This window comes from Pseudomonas sp. MBLB4123 (assembly GCF_051904775.1).
In the GTDB taxonomy this organism is placed as follows: Bacteria; Pseudomonadota; Gammaproteobacteria; order Pseudomonadales; family Pseudomonadaceae; genus Aquipseudomonas; species Aquipseudomonas benzenivorans_B.
Genome location: NZ_CP196711.1, coordinates 467,933 through 486,901, shown reverse-complemented (window position 1 = coordinate 486,901; position 18,969 = coordinate 467,933). Strand labels below are relative to the sequence as shown.

19 protein-coding genes and 1 pseudogene are annotated in these 18,969 nt (G+C 67.7%); 9 read left to right on the top strand and 11 right to left on the bottom strand.

Going from position 1 to position 18,969, the window contains the following annotated elements; genetic code table 11:
- Positions 1-68: 68 nt before the first annotated feature.
- Genes ACSX1C_RS02430 through rnd form a run of 3 tightly spaced genes read right to left on the bottom strand, consistent with a single transcriptional unit; the run spans position 69 to position 2,451 of the window.
- Positions 69-1,001 (bottom strand): D-2-hydroxyacid dehydrogenase, encoded by a 933-nt coding sequence (locus ACSX1C_RS02430; RefSeq protein WP_439888082.1) that lies wholly within the window; start codon positions 999-1,001, stop codon positions 69-71.
- A 26-nt stretch (positions 1,002-1,027) separates the two neighbouring features.
- Positions 1,028-1,321, bottom strand: a complete 294-nt coding sequence (locus ACSX1C_RS02425) for a YcgL domain-containing protein (RefSeq protein WP_439888081.1) — start codon at positions 1,319-1,321, stop codon at positions 1,028-1,030.
- On the bottom strand, positions 1,318-2,451 hold the full coding sequence (rnd, locus tag ACSX1C_RS02420; RefSeq protein WP_439888080.1) for a ribonuclease D: 1,134 nt from the start codon (positions 2,449-2,451) through the stop codon (positions 1,318-1,320). The genes ACSX1C_RS02425 and rnd overlap by 4 nt, the downstream gene beginning before the upstream one ends.
- 151 nt (positions 2,452-2,602) lie before the next feature.
- Here rnd and ACSX1C_RS02415 point away from each other — a divergent pair, with 151 nt between their 5' ends.
- The gene (locus ACSX1C_RS02415; RefSeq protein ID WP_439888079.1) at positions 2,603-3,664 is read left to right on the top strand and encodes an SMP-30/gluconolactonase/LRE family protein; all 1,062 of its coding nucleotides are present in this window, start codon (positions 2,603-2,605) and stop codon (positions 3,662-3,664) included.
- Positions 3,665-3,703: 39 nt separating this feature from the next.
- On the opposite strand, the gene ACSX1C_RS02410 is transcribed toward ACSX1C_RS02415, so the two are convergent.
- The gene (locus ACSX1C_RS02410) at positions 3,704-4,387 is read right to left on the bottom strand and encodes a spermidine synthase (RefSeq protein WP_439888078.1); all 684 of its coding nucleotides are present in this window, start codon (positions 4,385-4,387) and stop codon (positions 3,704-3,706) included.
- Between the two features lie 83 nt (positions 4,388-4,470).
- Positions 4,471-4,800 (bottom strand): rhodanese-like domain-containing protein, encoded by a 330-nt coding sequence (locus ACSX1C_RS02405; RefSeq protein ID WP_439888077.1) that lies wholly within the window; start codon positions 4,798-4,800, stop codon positions 4,471-4,473.
- A gap of 181 nt (positions 4,801-4,981) precedes the next feature.
- Between ACSX1C_RS02405 and ACSX1C_RS02400 the strand changes: the two genes are divergently transcribed.
- The 3 genes from ACSX1C_RS02400 to ACSX1C_RS02390 all read left to right on the top strand — a co-directional run bounded on the left by ACSX1C_RS02400 (position 4,982) and on the right by ACSX1C_RS02390 (position 7,341).
- On the top strand, positions 4,982-5,836 hold the full coding sequence (locus tag ACSX1C_RS02400) for a sulfurtransferase (protein ID WP_439888076.1): 855 nt from the start codon (positions 4,982-4,984) through the stop codon (positions 5,834-5,836).
- A 252-nt stretch (positions 5,837-6,088) separates the two neighbouring features.
- Positions 6,089-6,568: a hypothetical protein gene (locus ACSX1C_RS02395; protein WP_439888075.1), complete on the top strand. Its 480-nt coding sequence runs from the start codon at positions 6,089-6,091 to the stop codon at positions 6,566-6,568.
- Positions 6,569-6,723: 155 nt separating this feature from the next.
- Entirely contained in the window at positions 6,724-7,341 is a 618-nt protein-coding gene (locus ACSX1C_RS02390) for a response regulator transcription factor (RefSeq protein ID WP_439888074.1), read from the top strand.
- 19 nt (positions 7,342-7,360) lie between these two features.
- On the opposite strand, the gene ACSX1C_RS02385 is transcribed toward ACSX1C_RS02390, so the two are convergent.
- From ACSX1C_RS02385 to speB, 6 genes are all read right to left on the bottom strand, one after another.
- A complete protein-coding gene (locus ACSX1C_RS02385; RefSeq protein ID WP_439888073.1) occupies positions 7,361-9,133 on the bottom strand; it encodes a hybrid sensor histidine kinase/response regulator in 1,773 nt (590 codons plus the stop codon).
- Between the two features lie 18 nt (positions 9,134-9,151).
- Positions 9,152-10,222 carry a lipase secretion chaperone gene (locus ACSX1C_RS02380; protein ID WP_439888072.1) on the bottom strand — a complete coding sequence of 357 codons (1,071 nt, stop codon included), beginning with the start codon at positions 10,220-10,222 and terminating at the stop codon, positions 9,152-9,154.
- A 51-nt stretch (positions 10,223-10,273) separates the two neighbouring features.
- Positions 10,274-11,200, bottom strand: coding sequence for an esterase/lipase family protein (locus ACSX1C_RS02375; protein WP_439888071.1), 927 nt, complete (start codon positions 11,198-11,200; stop codon positions 10,274-10,276).
- Positions 11,201-11,321: 121 nt separating this feature from the next.
- Positions 11,322-11,447 (bottom strand): hypothetical protein, encoded by a 126-nt coding sequence (locus ACSX1C_RS02370; RefSeq protein ID WP_439888070.1) that lies wholly within the window; start codon positions 11,445-11,447, stop codon positions 11,322-11,324.
- Positions 11,444-12,643 carry an MFS transporter gene (locus ACSX1C_RS02365; RefSeq protein WP_318642312.1) on the bottom strand — a complete coding sequence of 400 codons (1,200 nt, stop codon included), beginning with the start codon at positions 12,641-12,643 and terminating at the stop codon, positions 11,444-11,446. Before ACSX1C_RS02365 ends, ACSX1C_RS02370 begins: the two co-directional genes overlap by 4 nt.
- A 403-nt stretch (positions 12,644-13,046) precedes the next feature.
- Entirely contained in the window at positions 13,047-14,021 is a 975-nt protein-coding gene (gene speB / locus ACSX1C_RS02360; protein ID WP_439888069.1) for an agmatinase, read from the bottom strand.
- 154 nt (positions 14,022-14,175) lie between these two features.
- Here speB and ACSX1C_RS02355 point away from each other — a divergent pair, with 154 nt between their 5' ends.
- From ACSX1C_RS02355 to ACSX1C_RS02335, 5 genes and pseudogenes are all read left to right on the top strand, one after another.
- Positions 14,176-15,093 carry a LysR family transcriptional regulator gene (locus tag ACSX1C_RS02355; RefSeq protein ID WP_439888068.1) on the top strand — a complete coding sequence of 306 codons (918 nt, stop codon included), beginning with the start codon at positions 14,176-14,178 and terminating at the stop codon, positions 15,091-15,093.
- 30 nt (positions 15,094-15,123) lie between these two features.
- Positions 15,124-15,242 (top strand): annotated as a pseudogene (locus ACSX1C_RS02350) (hypothetical protein); the annotation flags it as partial.
- A 419-nt stretch (positions 15,243-15,661) separates the two neighbouring features.
- The gene (locus ACSX1C_RS02345; RefSeq protein ID WP_439888067.1) at positions 15,662-16,681 is read left to right on the top strand and encodes a TRAP transporter substrate-binding protein; all 1,020 of its coding nucleotides are present in this window, start codon (positions 15,662-15,664) and stop codon (positions 16,679-16,681) included.
- Positions 16,682-16,929: 248 nt separating this feature from the next.
- The gene (locus tag ACSX1C_RS02340) at positions 16,930-17,652 is read left to right on the top strand and encodes a TRAP transporter small permease (protein WP_439888066.1); all 723 of its coding nucleotides are present in this window, start codon (positions 16,930-16,932) and stop codon (positions 17,650-17,652) included.
- Positions 17,649-18,929 (top strand): TRAP transporter large permease, encoded by a 1,281-nt coding sequence (locus ACSX1C_RS02335; protein WP_439888065.1) that lies wholly within the window; start codon positions 17,649-17,651, stop codon positions 18,927-18,929. Before ACSX1C_RS02340 ends, ACSX1C_RS02335 begins: the two co-directional genes overlap by 4 nt.
- Positions 18,930-18,969 lie beyond the last annotated feature (40 nt).

Genomic DNA, 18,969 nt, shown 5'->3' with positions numbered 1-18,969 from the left:
AGAAAAGGGGGCGGCAGTCTAGCGTGGCCCCCGCCTGCGGCCAAGGACGCGGTGCCGAATGGCACCCGCTAGTAACCGCGGGCGAAATCCACCTGACCGCGCAGCACCTGGCCGCCGCGCCAGCGCGCCAGGTTGTCGAGAAACAGCCGCGCCATCAACGGCGGCTCGGTCGGCGCCGAACTGTGGCCGGTGAGCAGCAGGCGCGGCGCGGTCCAGAACGGGTGGCCGGGCGGCAGCGGCTCCTGGCGACAGACGTCGATCACCGCGGCGGCCAGCCGCCCCTGTTCCAGGGCCGCGACCAGATCGGCATCGACCACCGCCACCCCGCGCCCGGCGTTGATCAGCACGGCGCTGGGCTTGAGCCGGGCCAGCAGCGCCGCGTCGTAGATATCCCGGGTCGCCGGGGTATCCGGCAGCAGGTTGACCAGGTAATCGGCCTCGGCGGCCAGGTGCGGCAGCGCGTCCATGCCGGCCACTTCGACGAAGGGTGCCTGCGCCCGCGCCCGGCTGGCGACGCCGAACAGCTCGACGCCGAAGGGGGCGAGGAACTGCGCCACGCTCTGGCCGATGTCGCCGCAACCGACGATCAGTACCCGGCGGCCGGCCAGGCTGCGCGGCAGGCCGTTGTCCCAGCGCTGTTCGACCTGGGCGGCCAGGCGCGCGAACAGCCGGCGCTCGTGGGCCAGCAGGTGGCCCAGCACATACTCGGCCATCACCTGGCCGAAGATGCCCACGGCGCGGCTCAGCCGGTAGTCCCGCGGCAACTCAGGCGCCAGCAAGGGGGTGATGCCGGCCCAGGTCGACTGCAGCCACTGCGGCCTGTGGCCCCGGGCCAGCAAGGCGGCGAGCAGGTCGGGCTGCCCCAGCCACAGCGGGCACTCGCCCGCCCAGCGCTCCAGCTCGGCGGGGTCGGCGCTGCCGCGAACCTCCAGCTGCGGCGCGGTCTGGCGCAGCAGTTCGGCGTAGGTGGCGTGGGCGGCTTCGGCGATCAGCAGGGGCATGGCAAGGGCTCCTCGGCCAGTGGCGCTCAGACCGGGTCGTTACGACGCAGCAACTCTTCCGGCAGGTGCTCGATGTATTCCTCCTCGGCCGGCGGCATCTGCAGGTGGAAACCCTGCTGCTCGAGGTTGTCGAGCACCTTGTGGATGTCCTCGCGGGCCAGCTGGCGCTCCGGGCTCAGCACCAGGTCGAAGGCATGGGCGGGCGGGCCGAAGGCCGCCAGCAGGCTCTCGGGCACGCGCGCCAGGGCGTCGCTTTTCAGGACGTAGAGGTACATCTCGTTCTTGCGCGGACTTTTGTAGATCGAGCAGATGCGCTTCACGCGGGGTCTCCTTCGGCGACCAGGCAGTCGAGCAGCGCCTGGCCCATCAATTCGCGGCGCCAGCCGCGCAGGGCGTCCGGCAGTTCATAGGGGCCATCGGGGTAGCCGCTTTTCAGCAGCGCCTCGAGGGTCTTCTTGCGCAGCATCAGCTCCGGGGCGATGTCCAGGCGCTCGGCCTGGCGCTGGCCGATGGCGCGCAACTTCTTCAGCAGGCCCGAGGCCTCCACCGGCAAGGGCTCGGGCAGCGCCTCGGGCCAGGCGGCCGGCGGCGTGGCGGCGGCCTCCTCGATCAGCTGCAGCAGGGTCTCGCCATCCTGGCGCACGGTCTTGGGGTGCATGTCCTCGATTCGCGCCAGGGCCACCAGGTTGTCCGGCTGAGTGCGGGCCAGCGGCCACAGCGAATGCTCGCGGATGATGCGGTTGCGCGGCTGGTTGCGCGCCCGCGCCTGGCGCTCGCGCCAGGCGCACAGCACGCGCAGCACCGCCAGCTGCTGGCGGGACAGTTTCCAGGCCAGCTTGGCCTCGCGGTAGAGCTCGTCCGGATCGATCTCGCGGCCCAGATTGGCCACCAGCTCGGCGCCGTCTTCCAGCACCCAGGCGTTCTTCTGCGGCGACAGGCGCTGTTGCAGCGCGGCATAGATCTCGGCCAGGTGCAGCACGTCCTCGGCGGCATAGCTGATCTGGGTGTCCGACAGCGGCCGCTGCAACCAGTCGGAGCGGGTCTCGCCCTTGGGCAGTTCGATGTTCAGCACCGCCTGCACCAGGCGCGAATAACCCATGGAGAAACCCAGGTTGAGGTAGCCGGCGGCCAGCTGGGTGTCGAACAGCGGCGTCGGCAGACTGCCGGTCAGGCGCTGGAAGACCTCCAGATCCTCGCTGCAGGCGTGCAGCACCTTGACCACGGCCGGGTCCTCCAGCAGGGCGGCGAAGGGCCGCCAGTCGGCGATCTGCAACGGGTCGATCAGGTAGGCCCGCTCGCCCGTGCCGACCTGCAGCAGGCCGGCGATCGGGTAGAAGGTGTCGACCCGCATGAACTCGGTGTCCAGGGCCACGAAGGGCAATGCCCGCCAGTCGGCGCAGTGCCGGGCCAGGCTGGCGTCGTCAAGAATCCAGTGAATATCGATAGCCACGCGGCACTCCCGTCAAGAATGTCGCGCAGTATATATCGCCCTCGCCCTTTGCCGGGCATCGGGGCCGGCAAAGAGGGCACGCGCGCTGCGCGATCTGTGTAATCTGTCGCCCCCGCGCCACCCGCCCTCTTCAGCACAAGGAATGACCACGATGAAGAAACTGCTCGGCCTGCTCGCGCTGGCGATAGCCGCGACCGCCCTCTACCTGGCCGTCACCCCCAGCCCCATCGACCCGCTGGCCTGGCAGGCGCCGCCGGCCCCGGCCATGACCGGCGTGCTGGAGCCCAACGATACCCTGATGAAGGCCGAGCTGATCGCCAAGGGCCAGCTGCAGGGGCCGGAAGACAGCGCCGTGGACGCCCAGGGCCGGCTCTACAGCGGCCTGCACGACGGGCGCATCGTGCGCATCGACGCCAGCGGCAGGCTGGAGACCTTCGCCGAGACCGGCGGCCGCCCGCTGGGCATGGACTTCGATGCGGCCGGCAATCTGATCGTCGCCGACGCCTACCAGGGCCTGCTGGCCATCGATCCCCAGGGCCGCATCGAGGTGCTGAGCATCGAGGCCGCCGGGGTACCCTTCAAGTTCACCAACGACCTGACGATTGCCCGCGACGGCCGCATCTACTTCAGCGACGCCTCCTCGCGCTTCGAGCAGCCGGACTACCTGCTCGACCTGCTCGAGGCCCGCCCCCACGGGCGCCTGCTGCGCTACGACCCGCGGACCAAGACGACCGAGGTGCTGCTCGAGGGCCTGTACTTCGCCAACGGCGTGGCGCTGTCGGCGGAGGAGGACTTCGTGCTGGTCAACGAGACCTACCGCTACCGCATCACCCGCTACTGGCTCGAGGGCGACCAGGCCGGCACCGCGGACACCTTCATCGACAACCTGCCGGGCCTGCCGGACAACCTGGAGGGCGACGGCGCCGGGCTGTTCTGGGTCGCCCTGCCGACGCCGCGCAAGGCCGACGCCGACCTGCTGCACCGCCACCCCTGGTTCAAGGCGCAGCTGGCCAAGCTGCCCCGGGTGCTGTGGCCCAAGGCGATTCCCTATGGCCTGGTCGTCGCGATCGATGAACAGGGCGAGATCGTCCGCAGCCTGCACGACACCAGCGGCAGCCACCTGCGCATGATCACCTCGGCCAAGCCGGTGGGCGATTACCTGTACCTCGGCAGCCTGGACAACGACCGCATCGGCAAGCTGCGGATTCGCTGAGACTCGCCGCGCCAGGGCCCGCCTGCGACGAACGCGCCCCTAGCCGAGCTTCTCGGCGATCCACAGGGTGTGGCGGGTGCCGCGGTTGCCGTGGGCATACACCTGCACCTCCTCCACCTTGAAGCCGGCCCGGCGCACCCGCTCGCCGAACGGGCGGTCGGCGCTGGCCGACCACACCGCCAGCCGGCCCTTGGGCCGCAGCGCCTGATGGCACTGGCGCAACCCCTCGGCCGAATACAGCCAGCCGTTGCCCTTCTGGGTCAGCCCTTCGGGACCGTTGTCGACGTCCAGCATGATCGCGTCGAAGGCCTGGTTGGCGGTCTTGAGCAGCTTGGCGACATCCTCCTGCACCACCCGGGTGCGCGGGTCCAACAGCGGGTAGCCGGCCTTGGCCCCCAGCGGCCCACGGTTCCACGCCACCACCCCGGGCACCAGCTCGGCCACCGTCACCTCGGCATCGGCGCCCAGGTGCTGCAGCGCCGCGGCCAGGGTGAAGCCCATGCCCAGGCCGCCGATCAGCGCCCGCACCTGTGGGCGGCTCGCCACCTGCTTGCAGGGAATCGCCGCCAGGGCATCCTCGGAGCCGTGCATGCGCGTGTTCATCAACTGACCGCCATCGCCGCCGGCGATCTTGATCACGAAGTCCTCGCCGTACTCGAACAGGCACAGCGCGCCGGCGTTGTCGGGAATTTCAACCGTATCCAGCAGTACGAAGCGTTTCATGACGATCTCGCGGCAACCCGGGGAAGGAAAGGCCGCCACGATACAGCAGCCGCCTCCACGCCACAGCAGGCGCCTGGCCCGGCTCAGTCGGCGAGCGCCACGGTGGCCCCGCCCTCGGCCTTCCACTGCTCGATGCCGCCGCGCAGGTAGCAGGCGCGCAGCCCCTGGTCGGCCAGGTACGCGGCGACGCCCTGGCTGACCTCATGGCCGTGCACGCAGTACACCACCACATCCCGCCCGCCGGGTAGGGTTCCGGCCCAGGCCGCGACGGCCTCGGGCAGGCGCCGCAACGCGCCGGGAATGACCTGCGGGCTGCCGATGAACGCCGGCTGCCGGCGCACGTCGCACAGCAACGGCGGCTCGGAAGATGCCAACCGGGCCTGCAATTCGGCGACCGAGATGGCCTCAACCATCGGCGCTCTCCCCCCGGCGAACAGGATCGGACAGGGCTGCCGGACTGTGCATATGGCCTCCTCTGCTGGCCGCGCCGACATGTGCGCGACAGGCCAACCCCAGCCTAGCCCAAGTACTTTTCCTGTGCCTCGGCCCCGGGTTTATCATGCCCCTGACCCCATTGGCCACAGGATGCCCGCCATGCCCCTCGCCCAGTTGATCACGCCCGCGGCACTCGCCCTGCGCCTGGAACAGCCCGATCTGCTGATCCTCGATTGCCGCTTCGCCCTCGAAGACCCGAGCTATGGCCAGCGCAGCTACGCCGCCGGGCATATCCCCGGTGCCCAGTTCGCCGACCTGGAACAGGATCTCTCCGGTCCGGTGCACCAGGGCGTCACCGGCCGCCATCCGCTGCCGGAACCCCAGGTCCTGCTGGAACGGCTGCGCCAATGGGGCCTGAACCAGGGCAGCGAGGTGGTGCTGTACGACGACGGTCCCGGCGCCTTCGCCGCCCGCGCCTGGTGGCTGCTGGCCTGGCTGGGCAAGCGCGACGGCGTCTACCTGCTCGACGGCGGCCTCAAGGCCTGGCACAAAGCCGGCCTGGGCCTGAGTCACGAGCAACCGAGCCCGGCCCGCGGCGACTTCAGCGGCGCGCCGGACCAGAACCTGCTGGTCAGCGCCGCCCAGCTGCAACAGCGCCTCGGCAGCAGCGACCTGACCCTGCTCGACGCCCGTGCCTTGCCGCGCTTTCGCGGCGAGGTGGAACCGCTGGACCCGGTGGCCGGACACATTCCCGGGGCCCGCTGTGCGGCCTTTACCGACAACCTGGACAGCGACGGCCACTTCCTCCCCGCCGAGCAGCTGCGCCAGCGCTTCGCCGCGCAGCTGGGGTCGCGCCCGGCCGACGAGCTGGTGGCCTACTGCGGCTCCGGCGTCACCGCCTGCCACAACCTGTTCGCCCTGTGCCTCGCCGGCTACCCGCTGGCAAGCCTCTACGCCGGCTCCTGGAGCGAATGGATCACCGACCCGAGCCGTCCCGTGGCGAGCGGAGACTGATAGGCAACAGGCACGCAACGCGAACCTGCGGTGACGTGGCGCTCTATGCCACTGGCAACCCCGGCTAAGCACCAAGCGGAATATGGGCAATAACCGAAAGCTGAAAACAATTTAAAAACAGCCCTTTACAGCTCAAAGGTCGCACTAGACTTGAAGATGAGCGGCTAACCACCGCTTCCGGTGGGGTCTTTAGAGAACAAGCAGAAGCTGCCACGCGCCACGGCCCCACCGGCCATCTTTCGCGAGGGCTTTATGGGAATCGCCGCCTGCGAGTTGTGCCAGCACGTCATCCGCCCCACCCTGGTCTACCTGGGGCGCCACTCAGTTTCCGCCGAAGCCCTGCTGCTGGGCGCCGCCGCCAGCCAATCGGGCCTCGGCAGCGCCCTCGACGACCGCCGTGGCCACGGTCTGTACCGCATCACCGAACGCCGCCATCAGGGCTTGTGGGATCTGCATCTGGCTCAAGACCCGGACCTGGCCAGCCAGGTGCGCGGTCTGGCCAGCCAGCATGCCTTTCTCGCCGCCCCGCACCTGGAACTGACGGTCAACCTGCGCTATGCCACCGCCATCGCCTGGCTGTTGATCGAGGTGGAGCACCTCGTCCTGCCCGCGGCGGACGACCTGCTCGGCCTGGCCCAGGTCTGGCGCCGGGTGTTTCAACCCAACGGCCAGCCCGGGGCCTTCATCGAGGCATGGCAGCGCTGCGTCGGCAACGTCAGCCGGGTCGCCTGAACCCGCGATGCTCGCCGCACGACCTTAGCCCGGTGACGCAACGGCTCGCGTCATCGCCTCGCCCGTCAGTGACCCAACGCTACCTATTCCGCGGCGCGATTGCGCTACACTCGCGCGGCGTCGACAACTACAAGAACAGCCGCGTGGGACACCCCATGACCACAGTCTGCACCGCCCTGCCCGACCAGTTGCGCCTGCTGCTGGTGGACGACCACCGCATCTTCCTCGATGGCCTGAGCCTGGCCCTCGCCCCGCTGTGCCCCGACCTGCGGGTACAGACCGCGCACAATGCCGCCGAGGCCGAGACCTGCCTGGGGCGGCAGGACTTCGACCTGATCCTGCTGGACCTGCGCCTGCCCGACCTGCCCGGCCTCGAGCTGCTGCAGCGCTGGCAACGACAGGGCCGCATGACCCCGGTGGCGATCCTCAGCGCCAGCGATTCCAGCCTGGACGCCCAGGCCGCGCTGGCCGCCGGCGCCCTGGGCTTCATTCCCAAGAGCGCCGACGGCGACGACCTGCGCCGAGCGGTGACCCGCGTACTACTCGGCGAGACGCTGCCAGCGCCCGGCGTTGGCGAGAAGCCGCAGCTCACCCCGCGGCAGCAGGAGATCCTTCTGCTGCTGGCCGACGGCCTGCCGAACAAGGCCATCAGCCGCCACCTCGGAGTGGCCGAGGACACGGTCAAGACCCACCTCAAGGCACTGTTCCAGGAACTGGGCGTGCACACCCGTACCGCCTGCGTCAGCGCGGCGCGCCAGCGCGGCTGGCTCTGAAGCGACGCCGGCCGCCGGACTACGCCTGGGCAGCGGCGGCAGGCGCGGCGCCCGGCAGCAATACCGTCAGGACCTGGCGCAGGCGAGCCGGCAACAGCGGTTTGCCGAGCAGAGTGGCGTGGGCCGGAATGCAGCGTTCCTGCAGCTCCGGGCAGACATCGGCGCTGATCAGCAGCGCCGGCACCATCCATCCGCTCGCCTCGCGCAACCGTTCGAGGGCGACCAGGCCATCTTCCGCCGCGCCCAAGCGGTAGTCGCTGATCAGCAACTGCGGCCGGGCCTCGTCCAGGCAATGCAGCGCCTGGGGCAGCTCCGCACAGGCCCAGACCTGACACCCCCAACGCCGCAGCAGCCCGGCCAGTGCCTCGCGCCCCGGGCCGTCGTCCTCCAGCAGCAGGATGCGCCCGCCCAGCGCCGCGCCGGTCGCCACGGCCAGCGGCCTTTGCCCGGACTCAGCCAAGGGCAGGCGCAGGCTGAAACGCGCGCCCTGCCCCGGCGCGGAATCCAGGCGTAGCGGGTGCTCCAGCAGCGTCGCCAGTTGCTGGACGATGGCCAGGCCCAGGCCGAGGCCGTGCTCGACGTTGCGCCCGGGATTGTCCAGCTGACGGAACTCCTCGAACACCTGGGCCTGTTCCGCCTGGCTCAGGCCACGGCCATCGTCGGCCACCTCCAGCAGCACGGCACCCGCCTCCTCCCAGGCGCGCAGCCACACCCGCCGCGCCTGGGCATGACGCAGGGCGTTGACCAGCAGGTTGCGCAGCACCCGCTCCAACAACAGTGGATCGCTGCGCACCCAGAGCTCGCTGCAGTCCAGCTCCAGCTCGATGCCCTGGGCCCCGGCCTCATCCGCGGTTTCGCCACTCAGGCGCTCGAGCAGGGGGCGCAGGGCGAAGGCTTGCGGCTTGACCGGCACGCCCCCCGGCAGGGTCAGGCGGCTGTAGTCCAGCAGGGATTGCAGCAGGCGGCTGAGCTGCTCGACCGAGGTCGCCAGGCGCTCGCAGACCTGGCGAGTGGTCGACTCAAGGCTCTGCTCCAGCAGATGCTGGGCATACAGGCCCATGGCGTTGAGCGGCTGGCGCAGGTCGTGGCTGGCGGCGGCGAGCAGGCGCAGCTTGCGCGCATCGTCGGCCTCGGCGCGCTGGCGCGCCAGGTCGAGCAGCCTCATGTTCAACCAGGCACCACGCTGACCATGCTCCTGCAGATAGGCCCCGCCACTGCCGATCAAATTGGCGCAGACCAGAAACAGCCCCTGGTACGCCAGCTCCGGCCCCGCCTCGGTGAGCAGCAGGCCGAGCAGCAGGTACAGCAGGCAGAAGCCCCAGGCCGCCAGGCTGATGGCCCGGAACGACACGCCGAGCAGCACGTAGCCGAACAGCAGGATGAGGAACAGGCCGTCATAGGGCATGGCCTCGCCCTGGGCCGCGCTCAGGTAGATCATCGCCACCACGCAAGCGCCGTTGAAGGCATAGGCGCCGGTGTAGGCCAGCTGGGTACCGCCCAAGGCACTCTGCGGACGGCGACAGTAGGCGCAGGCCGCCAGCACGGTGCAGATCCCCAGCAGACGCAGGGGCAGTATCGACAGGCCCACGTCCAGCGGCATCAGGCTCAGGTCCAGGCCGGCGTAGATCGCCTGGAAGGCGATGGCGATGCCGGCAATCAACCACAGGCGGCGGCGGATGCGCTGCACCCGGTGCTCGACGAACCCCCGCTCCAGGGCCTCGACGAAACGCAGGCGGCCGTGGCCGCGGCGCTGTTGCGCCAGCAGCAGACGCTCCTCGGCCTGCAGGCTCATAGACGAGTGCCCTGGAACTCAGGGTGTGGGGCTGGCGCCCTCCTGCTGCTTGGCGGCGATCGCGTCATAGGTGTCCACCCGGTGCTGGTCTTCGGCGTCGAACAGGCGCTGGCGCAGGCGTTGGCGCTCACGCTCGCGGTCGGCCGCGCTCAGGCCCTGGCCTTGCAAGCCGGCCAGCTCCTCGCGGTAGGCCCCGTAGCGTTGCTGCCAGGCGCGTTCGCGGCGTTGCTCGGCGAGCAGGCGTTCGACCGTGGGCGGATCATAGGTCATGGCGAGCGACTGCCGCACCTCTTCCTCGCTGGCCCCCTCGCGCCACAAGCGCTCGCTCTCGGCCTGCTGGGCCAGCGCCTGCTGCTGGCGTTCCTCGCTGGCGCGCAGGTTCTCGGGCAACTGCTCGCGCAAGCGCACCTGCGCCATGGCCTTGGCCGGCTCGCTCAGGTCCTCGCGGGCGAGCAGCGCCAGGTTGTCCAGGGTGTAGCGGGCATAGGCTTCCTCGGCGCCGAACAATGCCTCCACCGCACCGGCGGAGAAATGCGCGCGACGCAACTGCGCCAGGCTGTCGAACGCCTGACGCAGGGTCGCCAGTTGCACCTGCGGCTCGGTCTGCTGCTGTGCGCTCAACGGCTGTTGCAGCAGCGCCAGGCTGGCGCGCTTGTAGTCCAGGTAATCGCCCAGCAGGCCGACCAGCTGGCCCAGCGCCGGCTCCTGCAACCGGCCGCCGGCATCGGCCAGCAGCGCCTCTACCGCCGGCTCCAGGCCCAGCTGGTCGGCGCTGCTGAGGAAATAGTCGAAATAGTCGCGCACGCCCAGGCCGAGCAGCAGGTTACCGCGCCTGTCGGTGTGCAGCTGGCCGTCGACCTCGGTGTCGGCCATGGCCGGCACCAGGGGCCGCGGCGTCGGGCCCTGCCGTTCTGCTGCCGCACTCTGCGCCGACACCGGTGCAGGGACTGCGACAATGGGCGTCTCGACCACGGGAGAAGCATCAGACGGCGGCAACGGCGCAGCCGGCCATTGCCGGTAGAGCGTCAGGCCCGCTGCGCAGGCGACCAGCGCGAGCGCCGGGAGGATGGAGCGCACAGACAAGGACATGGGGTCTCCAGGTGGCGGACGGCCCGGGGCCGCCCGCCCGTACGGTAGGAATCAGACGCCCTTGTTCTTCAGCCGGTTGGCGTGCTGGCGATACAGCGAGACCGGGTCGGTCCAGCCGCGAATGCCGAACAGGTGATTGATCGCGTCGGCATGGTTGAGGTGGTAGCTGTCGCCCAGCACCTGGCCCAGGTAGGTCGAGCAGACGCCGACCAGGCCGTCGTTCTTCTCGCCGCCGAAGGCCAGGCCGGTGGTGGCCAGCAGCGGGTCGGTGGCATCGAATATATTGGTGAAGGCGGTGTTGCCGGTCCAGGAGAAGTAACGGATGTTGTGACCGCGCACGTTGTGCAGCTCGGTGGACTTGGCGCAGTAACTGGCGTTGTTCACGCCCCAGGGGTGGCGGCTGTTGAGGGCCGCGGTGCCCGGCGTGGTCAGGGTCTCCAGGGAGGCCAGCGGGTCCTGGCTGTTGTTGCTGCCGGACAGCAGGTTGATGAAGCCGCCCAGTGCCGCGGCGATGGCGGCGGCACCGCCCTCGATGGCGCTGTCCGCCGGCACCACCCCGCGCACCACGTCGGCCACCTTCGAGCCTTTGTTGACGCCGTTGACCGAGGTCACCGAGGCCACCAGGTCGGGGCGCAGCGAAGCGGCCACCCGCGAAGTCGGCGAGCCCTGGCTGTGGCCGATCAGGTTGACCTTGCCGCCGTTGGCTGCGGCCCAGGGCTGGATCTGCCGGGCCAGCTCGGCACCGCGCTGCTCGCTGTCGTTGAACGCCGCGACGCTGGCGACATAGACCTTGGCGCCGTCGCGCTCGAGATTCCAGGGAATGGTATGGAAGTAGTTGACCAGGCCGCCTAGGTTGCTGAAGCCGGAGATGCCGTGCACCAGCACGATGGGGTACTTGGTCTGGGTGTAGCCGGCTTGGGCCTCGACGGCGCCAGCCAGGGCCAAAACGGCCATAGCAGAAGTGAAAACGCGACGCATGGGTGCCTCCTTATGGTTCTTGTGGGCACGCCGGGAAACTGCGTCCGGCGTCCCACGAGTCTAAGGAGGTCGAGCAGACGGCCCCATCGCCCAGATGGGTGAGGGCCGTGACCGCTCCGTCCTAGCAGATGCCCACGCCCAGCTGCAGCAGGTCGAGGCCGCCCTGCTGCCAGCCCCACCAGCTCAGCGCCAGCAACGCGGCGCCGGCCAGGGCCAGGCCGGCCCCCGCCCAGAGCCTGGCGCTCACGCCTCGGCTCCGGCGCCCTGCAGGCGCGCCACCGGCTGCTCGCGCACCGGCCAGTTCAACGCTGCGGCCATCAGGCTGAGGACGATCGCGATCTGCCACACCAGCATGTAGCTGCCGGTCTGGTCGTACAGGTAGCCGCCCAGCCAGCCGCCGAGAAAGGAACCGAGCTGGTGGAAGAGGAAGACGATGCCGCCGAGCATCGACAGATTGCGCACGCCGAACAGGGTCGCCACCGTGCCGTTGGTCAGGGGCACAGTGGACAGCCACAGCAGGCCCATGGCGATGCCGAAGGCATAGGCGCTCCACTGCGTCAGCGGCGTCATGACGAAGGCGGCGATCACCACCGCCCGCGCCAGGTACAGGGCGCTGAGCAGGCGCGGCTTGGCCATGCGCCCGCCGAGCCAGCCGGCCGCATAGGTGCCGAACACGTTGAACAGGCCGACCAGCGCCAGCACCGTGGTGCCGACCACCGCCGGCAGGTGCTGGTCGACCAGGTAGGCCGGCAAATGCACGCCGATGAACACCACCTGGAAGCCGCAGACGAAGAAGCCCAGCGCCAGCAGCCAGAAGCCGGAGTGGCCGCCGGCCTCGCGCAGCGCCTCCAGCAGGGTCTGTTCGTTGCCCTGCTTGGGCAGCGGCCGGTCCTCGATCATCGCCGCCAGCGGCACGATCAACGCCACCAGCAGGCCCAGGGCGAGCAGCGCCGCCGACCAGCCGAGCCAGCCGATCAGGCCCAGGGTCCCGGGCAGCATGGCGAACTGGCCGAAGGAGCCGGCGGCACTGGCGATGCCCATGGCCATGCTGCGCTTCTCCATCGGCACGGCACGGCCGATGGCGCCGAGGATCACCGAGAAGGAGGTGCCGGACAGGCCCAGGCCGATCAGCAGGCCGGCGCTCAGCGACAGCGACCAGGACGAATCGGCCAAGCCCATCAGCACCAGGCCGACGGCATAGAGCACCCCGCCGACAACTATGGTGCGCTTGGCGCCCATGCGGTCGGCCAGCGCCCCGGTGAAGGGCTGGGCCAGGCCCCAGATCAGGTTCTGCAGGGCGATGGCGAAGGCGAACACCTCGCGTCCCCAGCCGAACTCGGCGCTCATCGGCGGCAGGAACAGGCCGAAGCCATGGCGAATGCCCAACGACAGGGCCAGGATCAACGACCCACCCAACATGATCCACAAACTTGCCCGCCCCACCGACTTCATCGCTCACCCCTGAAAAGCCCTTGCCGCCGAGCGGCAAAACGCAAGCTTGAGCCTCGCAGGCGGATAAGGCAATCCGCCCATCACTCAGTCCTTAGCATGCCGACCAGCGTACCGGCGGCCTCCTGCGTCGCGCTCTCCACGGACAGCAAGCCAATACTGGGAATAGTCTGAGTGCGGCGATAGCCATACTGCGAGCGATGCTGGAACGCATGGCAGGAAACCAACGAGGCTAGGTAAGAGCGCGGCATTCGCCGCGAACCGGTCGACAGGTCAAGCCTGACGACTGCTGGAGCAAGGAGCAGGTTTGCGGTGCCCAAGCGGGCCGTTCTTGGCCAACTGGAGTAGGTCTTAGTCCAGCCCCTCTTCCAGATCTGGTAGAGGGGCCAACTAGCTGCTAACGGCGAGCTTGGGCGCGCTCGTGGAAGACGAAACCTATGCTGTTCATCAGCAACTGTGCGGCGAGGATCGCAGTCATGCCGCTCAGATCGTAGGCCGGCGCCACCTCCACCAGGTCCATGCCGACGATGCGGCCTTGGCTGCGTTTGGCCAATGCCTGGATGATCTCCAGCACCTCGTAGTACTGGAATCCGCCATGGCTGGGGGTGCCGGTGCCGGGAGCGATGGAGGGGTCGAAGCCGTCGATGTCGATGGTGATGTAGTAGGACTCGCACTCGGGAATCAGATCGAGCACGCCCTGGGCGCCCAGCTGGCGCACGTCGCGCACCGAGAGGACCTTGGAGCCGGCGTCGCGGGCGGCGTTGTAGTCGTCGCGGTTGGACGAGGACACGTTGCGGATGCCCATCTGGGTCATGCCGACGATGTGGTCCATCTCCGAGGCGCGGCGCAGCGGGTTGCCGTGGCCGTAGCGCACGCCGTGGCGCTCGTCGACGAAGTCCAGGTGCGCATCGAAGTGCACGATATGGATCGGTCCACGGCCCTCGAAGGCCTTGATCACCGGGGCGTGTACCGAATGGTCGCCGCCCAGTACCACCGGCATGGCGCCGGCATCGAGCAGCTTGCGTACGGCGTACTCGATGTTGTCGTTGCTGGTGTTCATATCGGTATGAACGATGTCGGCATCGCCTACGTCCACCATGCGCACATCTTCCGTGCGCAGGTACATCACATCGTCCTCGAAGTCGTAGGCGCCACTGTGACCGAAGGAGAACAGGGTGGACGCCTCGCGAATGCTGCGCGGTCCGAAGCGTGCCCCGGAACGCCACTGGGTGCCCATGTCGTTGGGGGCGCCAAGCACCGCCACATCGGCATCCAGCCTGTCCCAGTCGAGGCATACCGGGGACTTGGCGAAAGTGCAATGTCCGACGAAGGGGAGGTTCAGGCGGCCATTCTCATAGTTGTTTTTGGACATGGACAGGGGCTCCAGTGTTCTGTTGAGTGACGGAAGACGACGCTCAGGTGTGCGTCCGTGCTCGAACTATGGGCTTTACCCCTAGCTGAAAAAATGCCGATCATACGATGCGTAAATCGTTATTTCCGATGTAACCCTCCACCAGAGGTACGCGATGATCCAGTTGCACGATGTCGACCTGAAATTGCTCAAAGTCTTCAACACCATCGTCAAGTGCGGCGGTTTCTCGGCGGCCCAGGCCACCCTCAACGTCGCCCAGTCGACCATCAGCGAGCAGATGGCACACTTGGAGACGCGCCTTGGCGTCAAGCTCTGCGAGCGCGGGCGCAGCGGCTTTCGCCTGACCGAGCAAGGGGAAGCGATCCATGCCGCCACCCAGCGCCTGCTCAGCGCTGTGGAAGACTTCTGCGTCGATGCCGACGTACTCAAGCGCGAGGTCAGCGGCACGCTGAACCTAGGCGTCATCGACTCGACCATCACCGACCCGGCCTGTCCGCTGAAGCAGACCACCCAGCGCTTCGTCATGCGAGGTCACGAGGTCCATCTGCATGTGCACATAGGCACCCCGGCAGAGCTTGAAGAGCAGGTGCTGGATGGGCGTCTGCACCTGGCCGTCGGCCACTTCCCGTTTCGCGTGCCGGGGCTTTCCTACTCGCCGCTGTATCAGGAGAGCCACGGTTTTTATTGCGGGCGTCATCACCCGCTGGCCGGTGGTCACGGCCCCAAGGTCAATCTGCTGGAGCGCATCGCCACCAGTCGGGTGGTGGCGCGCGGCTACCTGCAGCAGCGCGACCTGCAATCCCTGGGGGTGGGGAAGGCGGCGGCCACCGTCGACAACGTCGAGGCCCAGGCCATGCTGATCCTGTCGGGGGCCTATGCCGGCTTCCTGCCCGAGCACTTCGCCCGGCCGTGGGTCGAGAGCGGCGACCTCGTGCACCTGGAACCGGGGCGTCTGCGCCTGCTCTCGGCCTTCGAGATCATCACCCGGCGAGGGGCGGCGGCGCCGCTGATTCAGCGCGCTTTCCTCGATGAGCTGATGCAGTGCGCCCGCACCATGGCCGATGCCCAATGAGTCGACCGTACACTCGCCCTAGGGCCCGTCATGCGTATCCACGTCGTTTCACCGACCGCCTCGGCATCACCCAGGAAGTCCCGGCGCTGCTCGGTGCCCGCGCCCTCAATCTGGACGCGGTGCAGACGAGCCCGCCGACTGCCTGGGTGAGATACGGGCGCTGTCGCCGAATGCGCAGCTGGCAACCCTGCTGTGCTCGCCCTCCCACACCGATCGGCAGGTGCCTGGCGCCAAGCGCCGCTGAGCAGCCGCGACAGTGCAAAGGCGACCTTCGGGTCGCCTTTTTTATCGGTCCCGCACGCCTTCCGGCCTCTGGAATCAGGGCGCCAGACTCTCGCCAAGCGTCCGCTACTTACTTCGGGATCTCAGATATAGGCATCGGCCATTGTGGATGTTAGGGCTTTTCAAGGCGTTCCTATACTGGCCCACCCCCGCTGGAAGGGGCCGGTGAACCGGACTAGCCCCGGCTCACCGGCGTGATCGGCGGCGGGATAGACCGAGTCGGTCTGCCCCGCGGCTCGCCGAGCGTCAGCAGCACTCCCAACAAAAACAAATGAGGGTATGACAGATGTTGAAATTTCAGAAAATCTGGCAAGGGGTGGCGCTCGCCACCACGCTCGCCCTGACCCCGGTTCTGGTCATGGCCGAGGAATGGAAGTTCGCGATCGAGGAGATCCCAGGCTCGATCATGGACACCTACGCCCAGGAGTTCAAAAAGCGCATCGAAAGTAAGACCAACGGCGATGTCAGCATCAATGTCTACCATCTCGGCTCCCTGGGGACGCCCACCGAACTGGTCGAGCAGGTCGCCGATGGCGTGGTGCAATTCGCCAACGTATCGGTCGGCAACCTCGGCACCCTAGTGCCCGAGTCACAGATATTCCTGCTGACCTATACCCTGCCCAGCGAGCCGGCCGCGGTCTCCAGCTTTCTCAGCGACAGCAAGCTGGTCAACCAGGAGCTCGGCAAGGACTTCGAGAACCGCGGGCTGAAGCTGCATACCCTGTACTCCGAAGGCCCGCAGGTGTGGACGACCAATCGCGAGATCCGCTCCCCGGACGACTTCGAGAACTTCAAGATGCGCGTCATGGTTTCCCCCATTCTGCTGAAAGCCTATGAGGACCTCGGTGCCAGCCCTACGCCGCTGCCATTCGGCGAGGTCTATGGCGCCCTGCAGTTGAAGCAGGTGGACGGCCAGATCAACCCGGTCGCGGCGATCGAGGAGATGAAGTTCTACGAGGTCACCGATTACATGATCTGGGCCGGCGAACAGGAACTGGTCACCTCCATCCTCTCCGGCACCGACTGGTACGACGCTCTGCCGCCGGCCCGCCAGCAGCTGATCAGCGAGACCATGGCGGACATGCAAGGCTTCATCCGCGATGTGGTCATTCGCTTCAATGAGGAAAAACTGGCCAAGATCCAGGCGTCTAAGCCCGAGATCAAGCTGGTCAAGCTGACCGACGAGGAGCGCGCGGTGTTCCGTGAGCGCAGCAAGGCGACCCACGCCGCCTACACCCAAATCGCCGGCGAACGCGGCCAGGAACTGCTGGACGCACTGCAGGCCGAGGTCGCCGTCAGTCAGTAGGGGCTGAGGGGGTGCGTGGCACGGCGTGCGGCGCACCGACACGCCTCCCCCCATCACGTCTCGCGCCCCTGACTGGGCTTCGGGCAGGGGGTGGAGAGCCGCGGTATGGCGTGCATGGAGGCAGCCCGAGCACCTGGCCAAGCAGGTTCTCGCGCGGCGTTTCTCTTGCCGCCGGACTCGCTGCAGTCGTCAGTCTGGTCTGCTGATTTGCAAGGCGCCGCCTCGTCAGGCGCCTGGAGAGCTATGTAATGAATCGAAGAAATTTCACACCCGTTGAGCCGCTAGGCCAGACCGAGGGAACGCCCACGTTCTCGCGAGGCTGTTCCGTAACCCGAATCCTGGCTGCCTGCGATGCCCTCATCGGCAAAGCCGAAGCCTTAGTGCTGGGCTGGGGAATCATCCTCATGGCCGCGAACTCGATCGCCAACGTGCTGGGCCGCTATCTGTTCTCGCAAAGCCTGTATTTCAGCGAGGAGTTCAACCAGTTCCTGATCGTGATCATCACCTTCATCGGCCTGGGCTATGTGACCCGCAAGGGCCGCCATATTCGCATGTCGGCCCTGTATGACCTGTTGCCGGTGCGCGCCAAGAAACTCCTGATGGTGCTCATCGCCGGCTTGACCGCAGTGGTGATGTTCATCCTGGCGTGGTACGCCCTGGAGTACGTGGCCAAGGTCGCCGCCCGTGGCCGGGTCACGCCAGCCCTGCAGTTCCCGCTGTACCTGACCTATGTCTGGGTCATCGCAGGCTTCCTGGTGGCAGGCGTGCAGTATGTATTGACCGCCTGCAAGAACCTCAACCTGGCGGATCAGGACGTTTACATCTCGTTCAGCGAGGTCGATCAGTACCTCGATCCGGAGATCGCCGAAGTCCTGCACCTGTACAAGCAGGATCATCTCGAACCGGGCGCCGACCCGCTCGACGAAAAATCGCCTGAACAAGCCAAGAATGACGCGGAGGGTCGGTCATGACTCTGTTGATGCTGAGCGTGATGATCGTATTGCTGCTGGCCGGCTTCCCGATGATGGTGCCCCTGCTGGCGGCGACCCTGCTGGCCTTTGTGCTCTACATGCCGGATCTCAGCCTGCAACTGGTGATCCAGCAGATGATCGGCGGGGTCAAACCCGCCGCACTGGTGGCCGTGCCCATGTTCATTCTGGCGGCCGATATCATCACCCGCGGCCACTCGGCCGACCGCCTGGTGGATGTGGTGATGCGCTTCATGGGGCATATCCGCGGGGGCCTGGCGGTCTCGGTGACGGCCGCCTGCGCCCTGTTCGGCTCGGTGTGCGGCTCCACCCAGGCCACGGTGGTGGCGGTCGGTGGCGCCATGCGCCCACGAATGCTCAAGGCCGGCTACAACGACAGCTTCTCGATTGGCCTGATCGTCAATGCCGCCGACCTGGCCTACCTGATTCCGCCATCCATCGGCATGATCGTCTACGGGGTGATTTCCGGTACTTCTATCTCCGAGCTGTTCATCGCCGGCCTTGGCCCAGGGCTGCTGATCATCGTGCTGTTTTCGCTGTACTGCATGTGGTACGCCAAACGCCACAATATTCCCGTCGAGCCCAAGGCCAGCTGGGCCGAGCGCTTCAACGCGATACGCCGCGCCGTATGGCCCATGGGCTTCCCGGCGATAGTCGTGGGCGGCATCTATGGCGGCGTCTTCAGCCCCACCGAAGCGGCAGCCGTTTGCGTGCTCTACGCCCTGGCGCTGGAAGTCGTGGTGTTCCGCTCGATCAAGGCCCGCGACATCTTCGACATTGCCCTGTCGACCGGTGCCGTGACCTCGGTGGTGTTCGTCCTGATCGCCGCCGGCGCGGCGTTCGCCTGGGTGTTGTCCTACACCCAGCTGCCCCAGCAGATCATCGCCGCCATCGGCCTGGATGGCGCGGGGCCGATCATGACGCTGGTGGCGATCAACCTCGCGTTCTTCGTCGGCTGCATGTTCGTCGACTCCATCGTGGTGATCCTGATCCTGGTGCCGATCTTCGCCCCGCTGGTCAAGGCGGCCGGGCTCGATCCCGTTCTGGTCGGGGTCTTGATCACCCTGCAGGTGGCGATCGGCGCGGCAACCCCGCCCTTCGGCTGCAATATCTTCACCGCGGTCGCGGTATTCCGCCGCCCCTTTATCGATGTGGTCAGAGGCGTACCGGTGTTTCTGGTGATCCTGCTACTGGTGGCGATCGCGCTGGTGGTCTGCCCCGGTATTGCCCTGCTGCTCAGGGACCTGGCCTTCCGCTAGCCAGCCGCGCAGGCTGCATCGGCTCACGGCCGGACTCTGG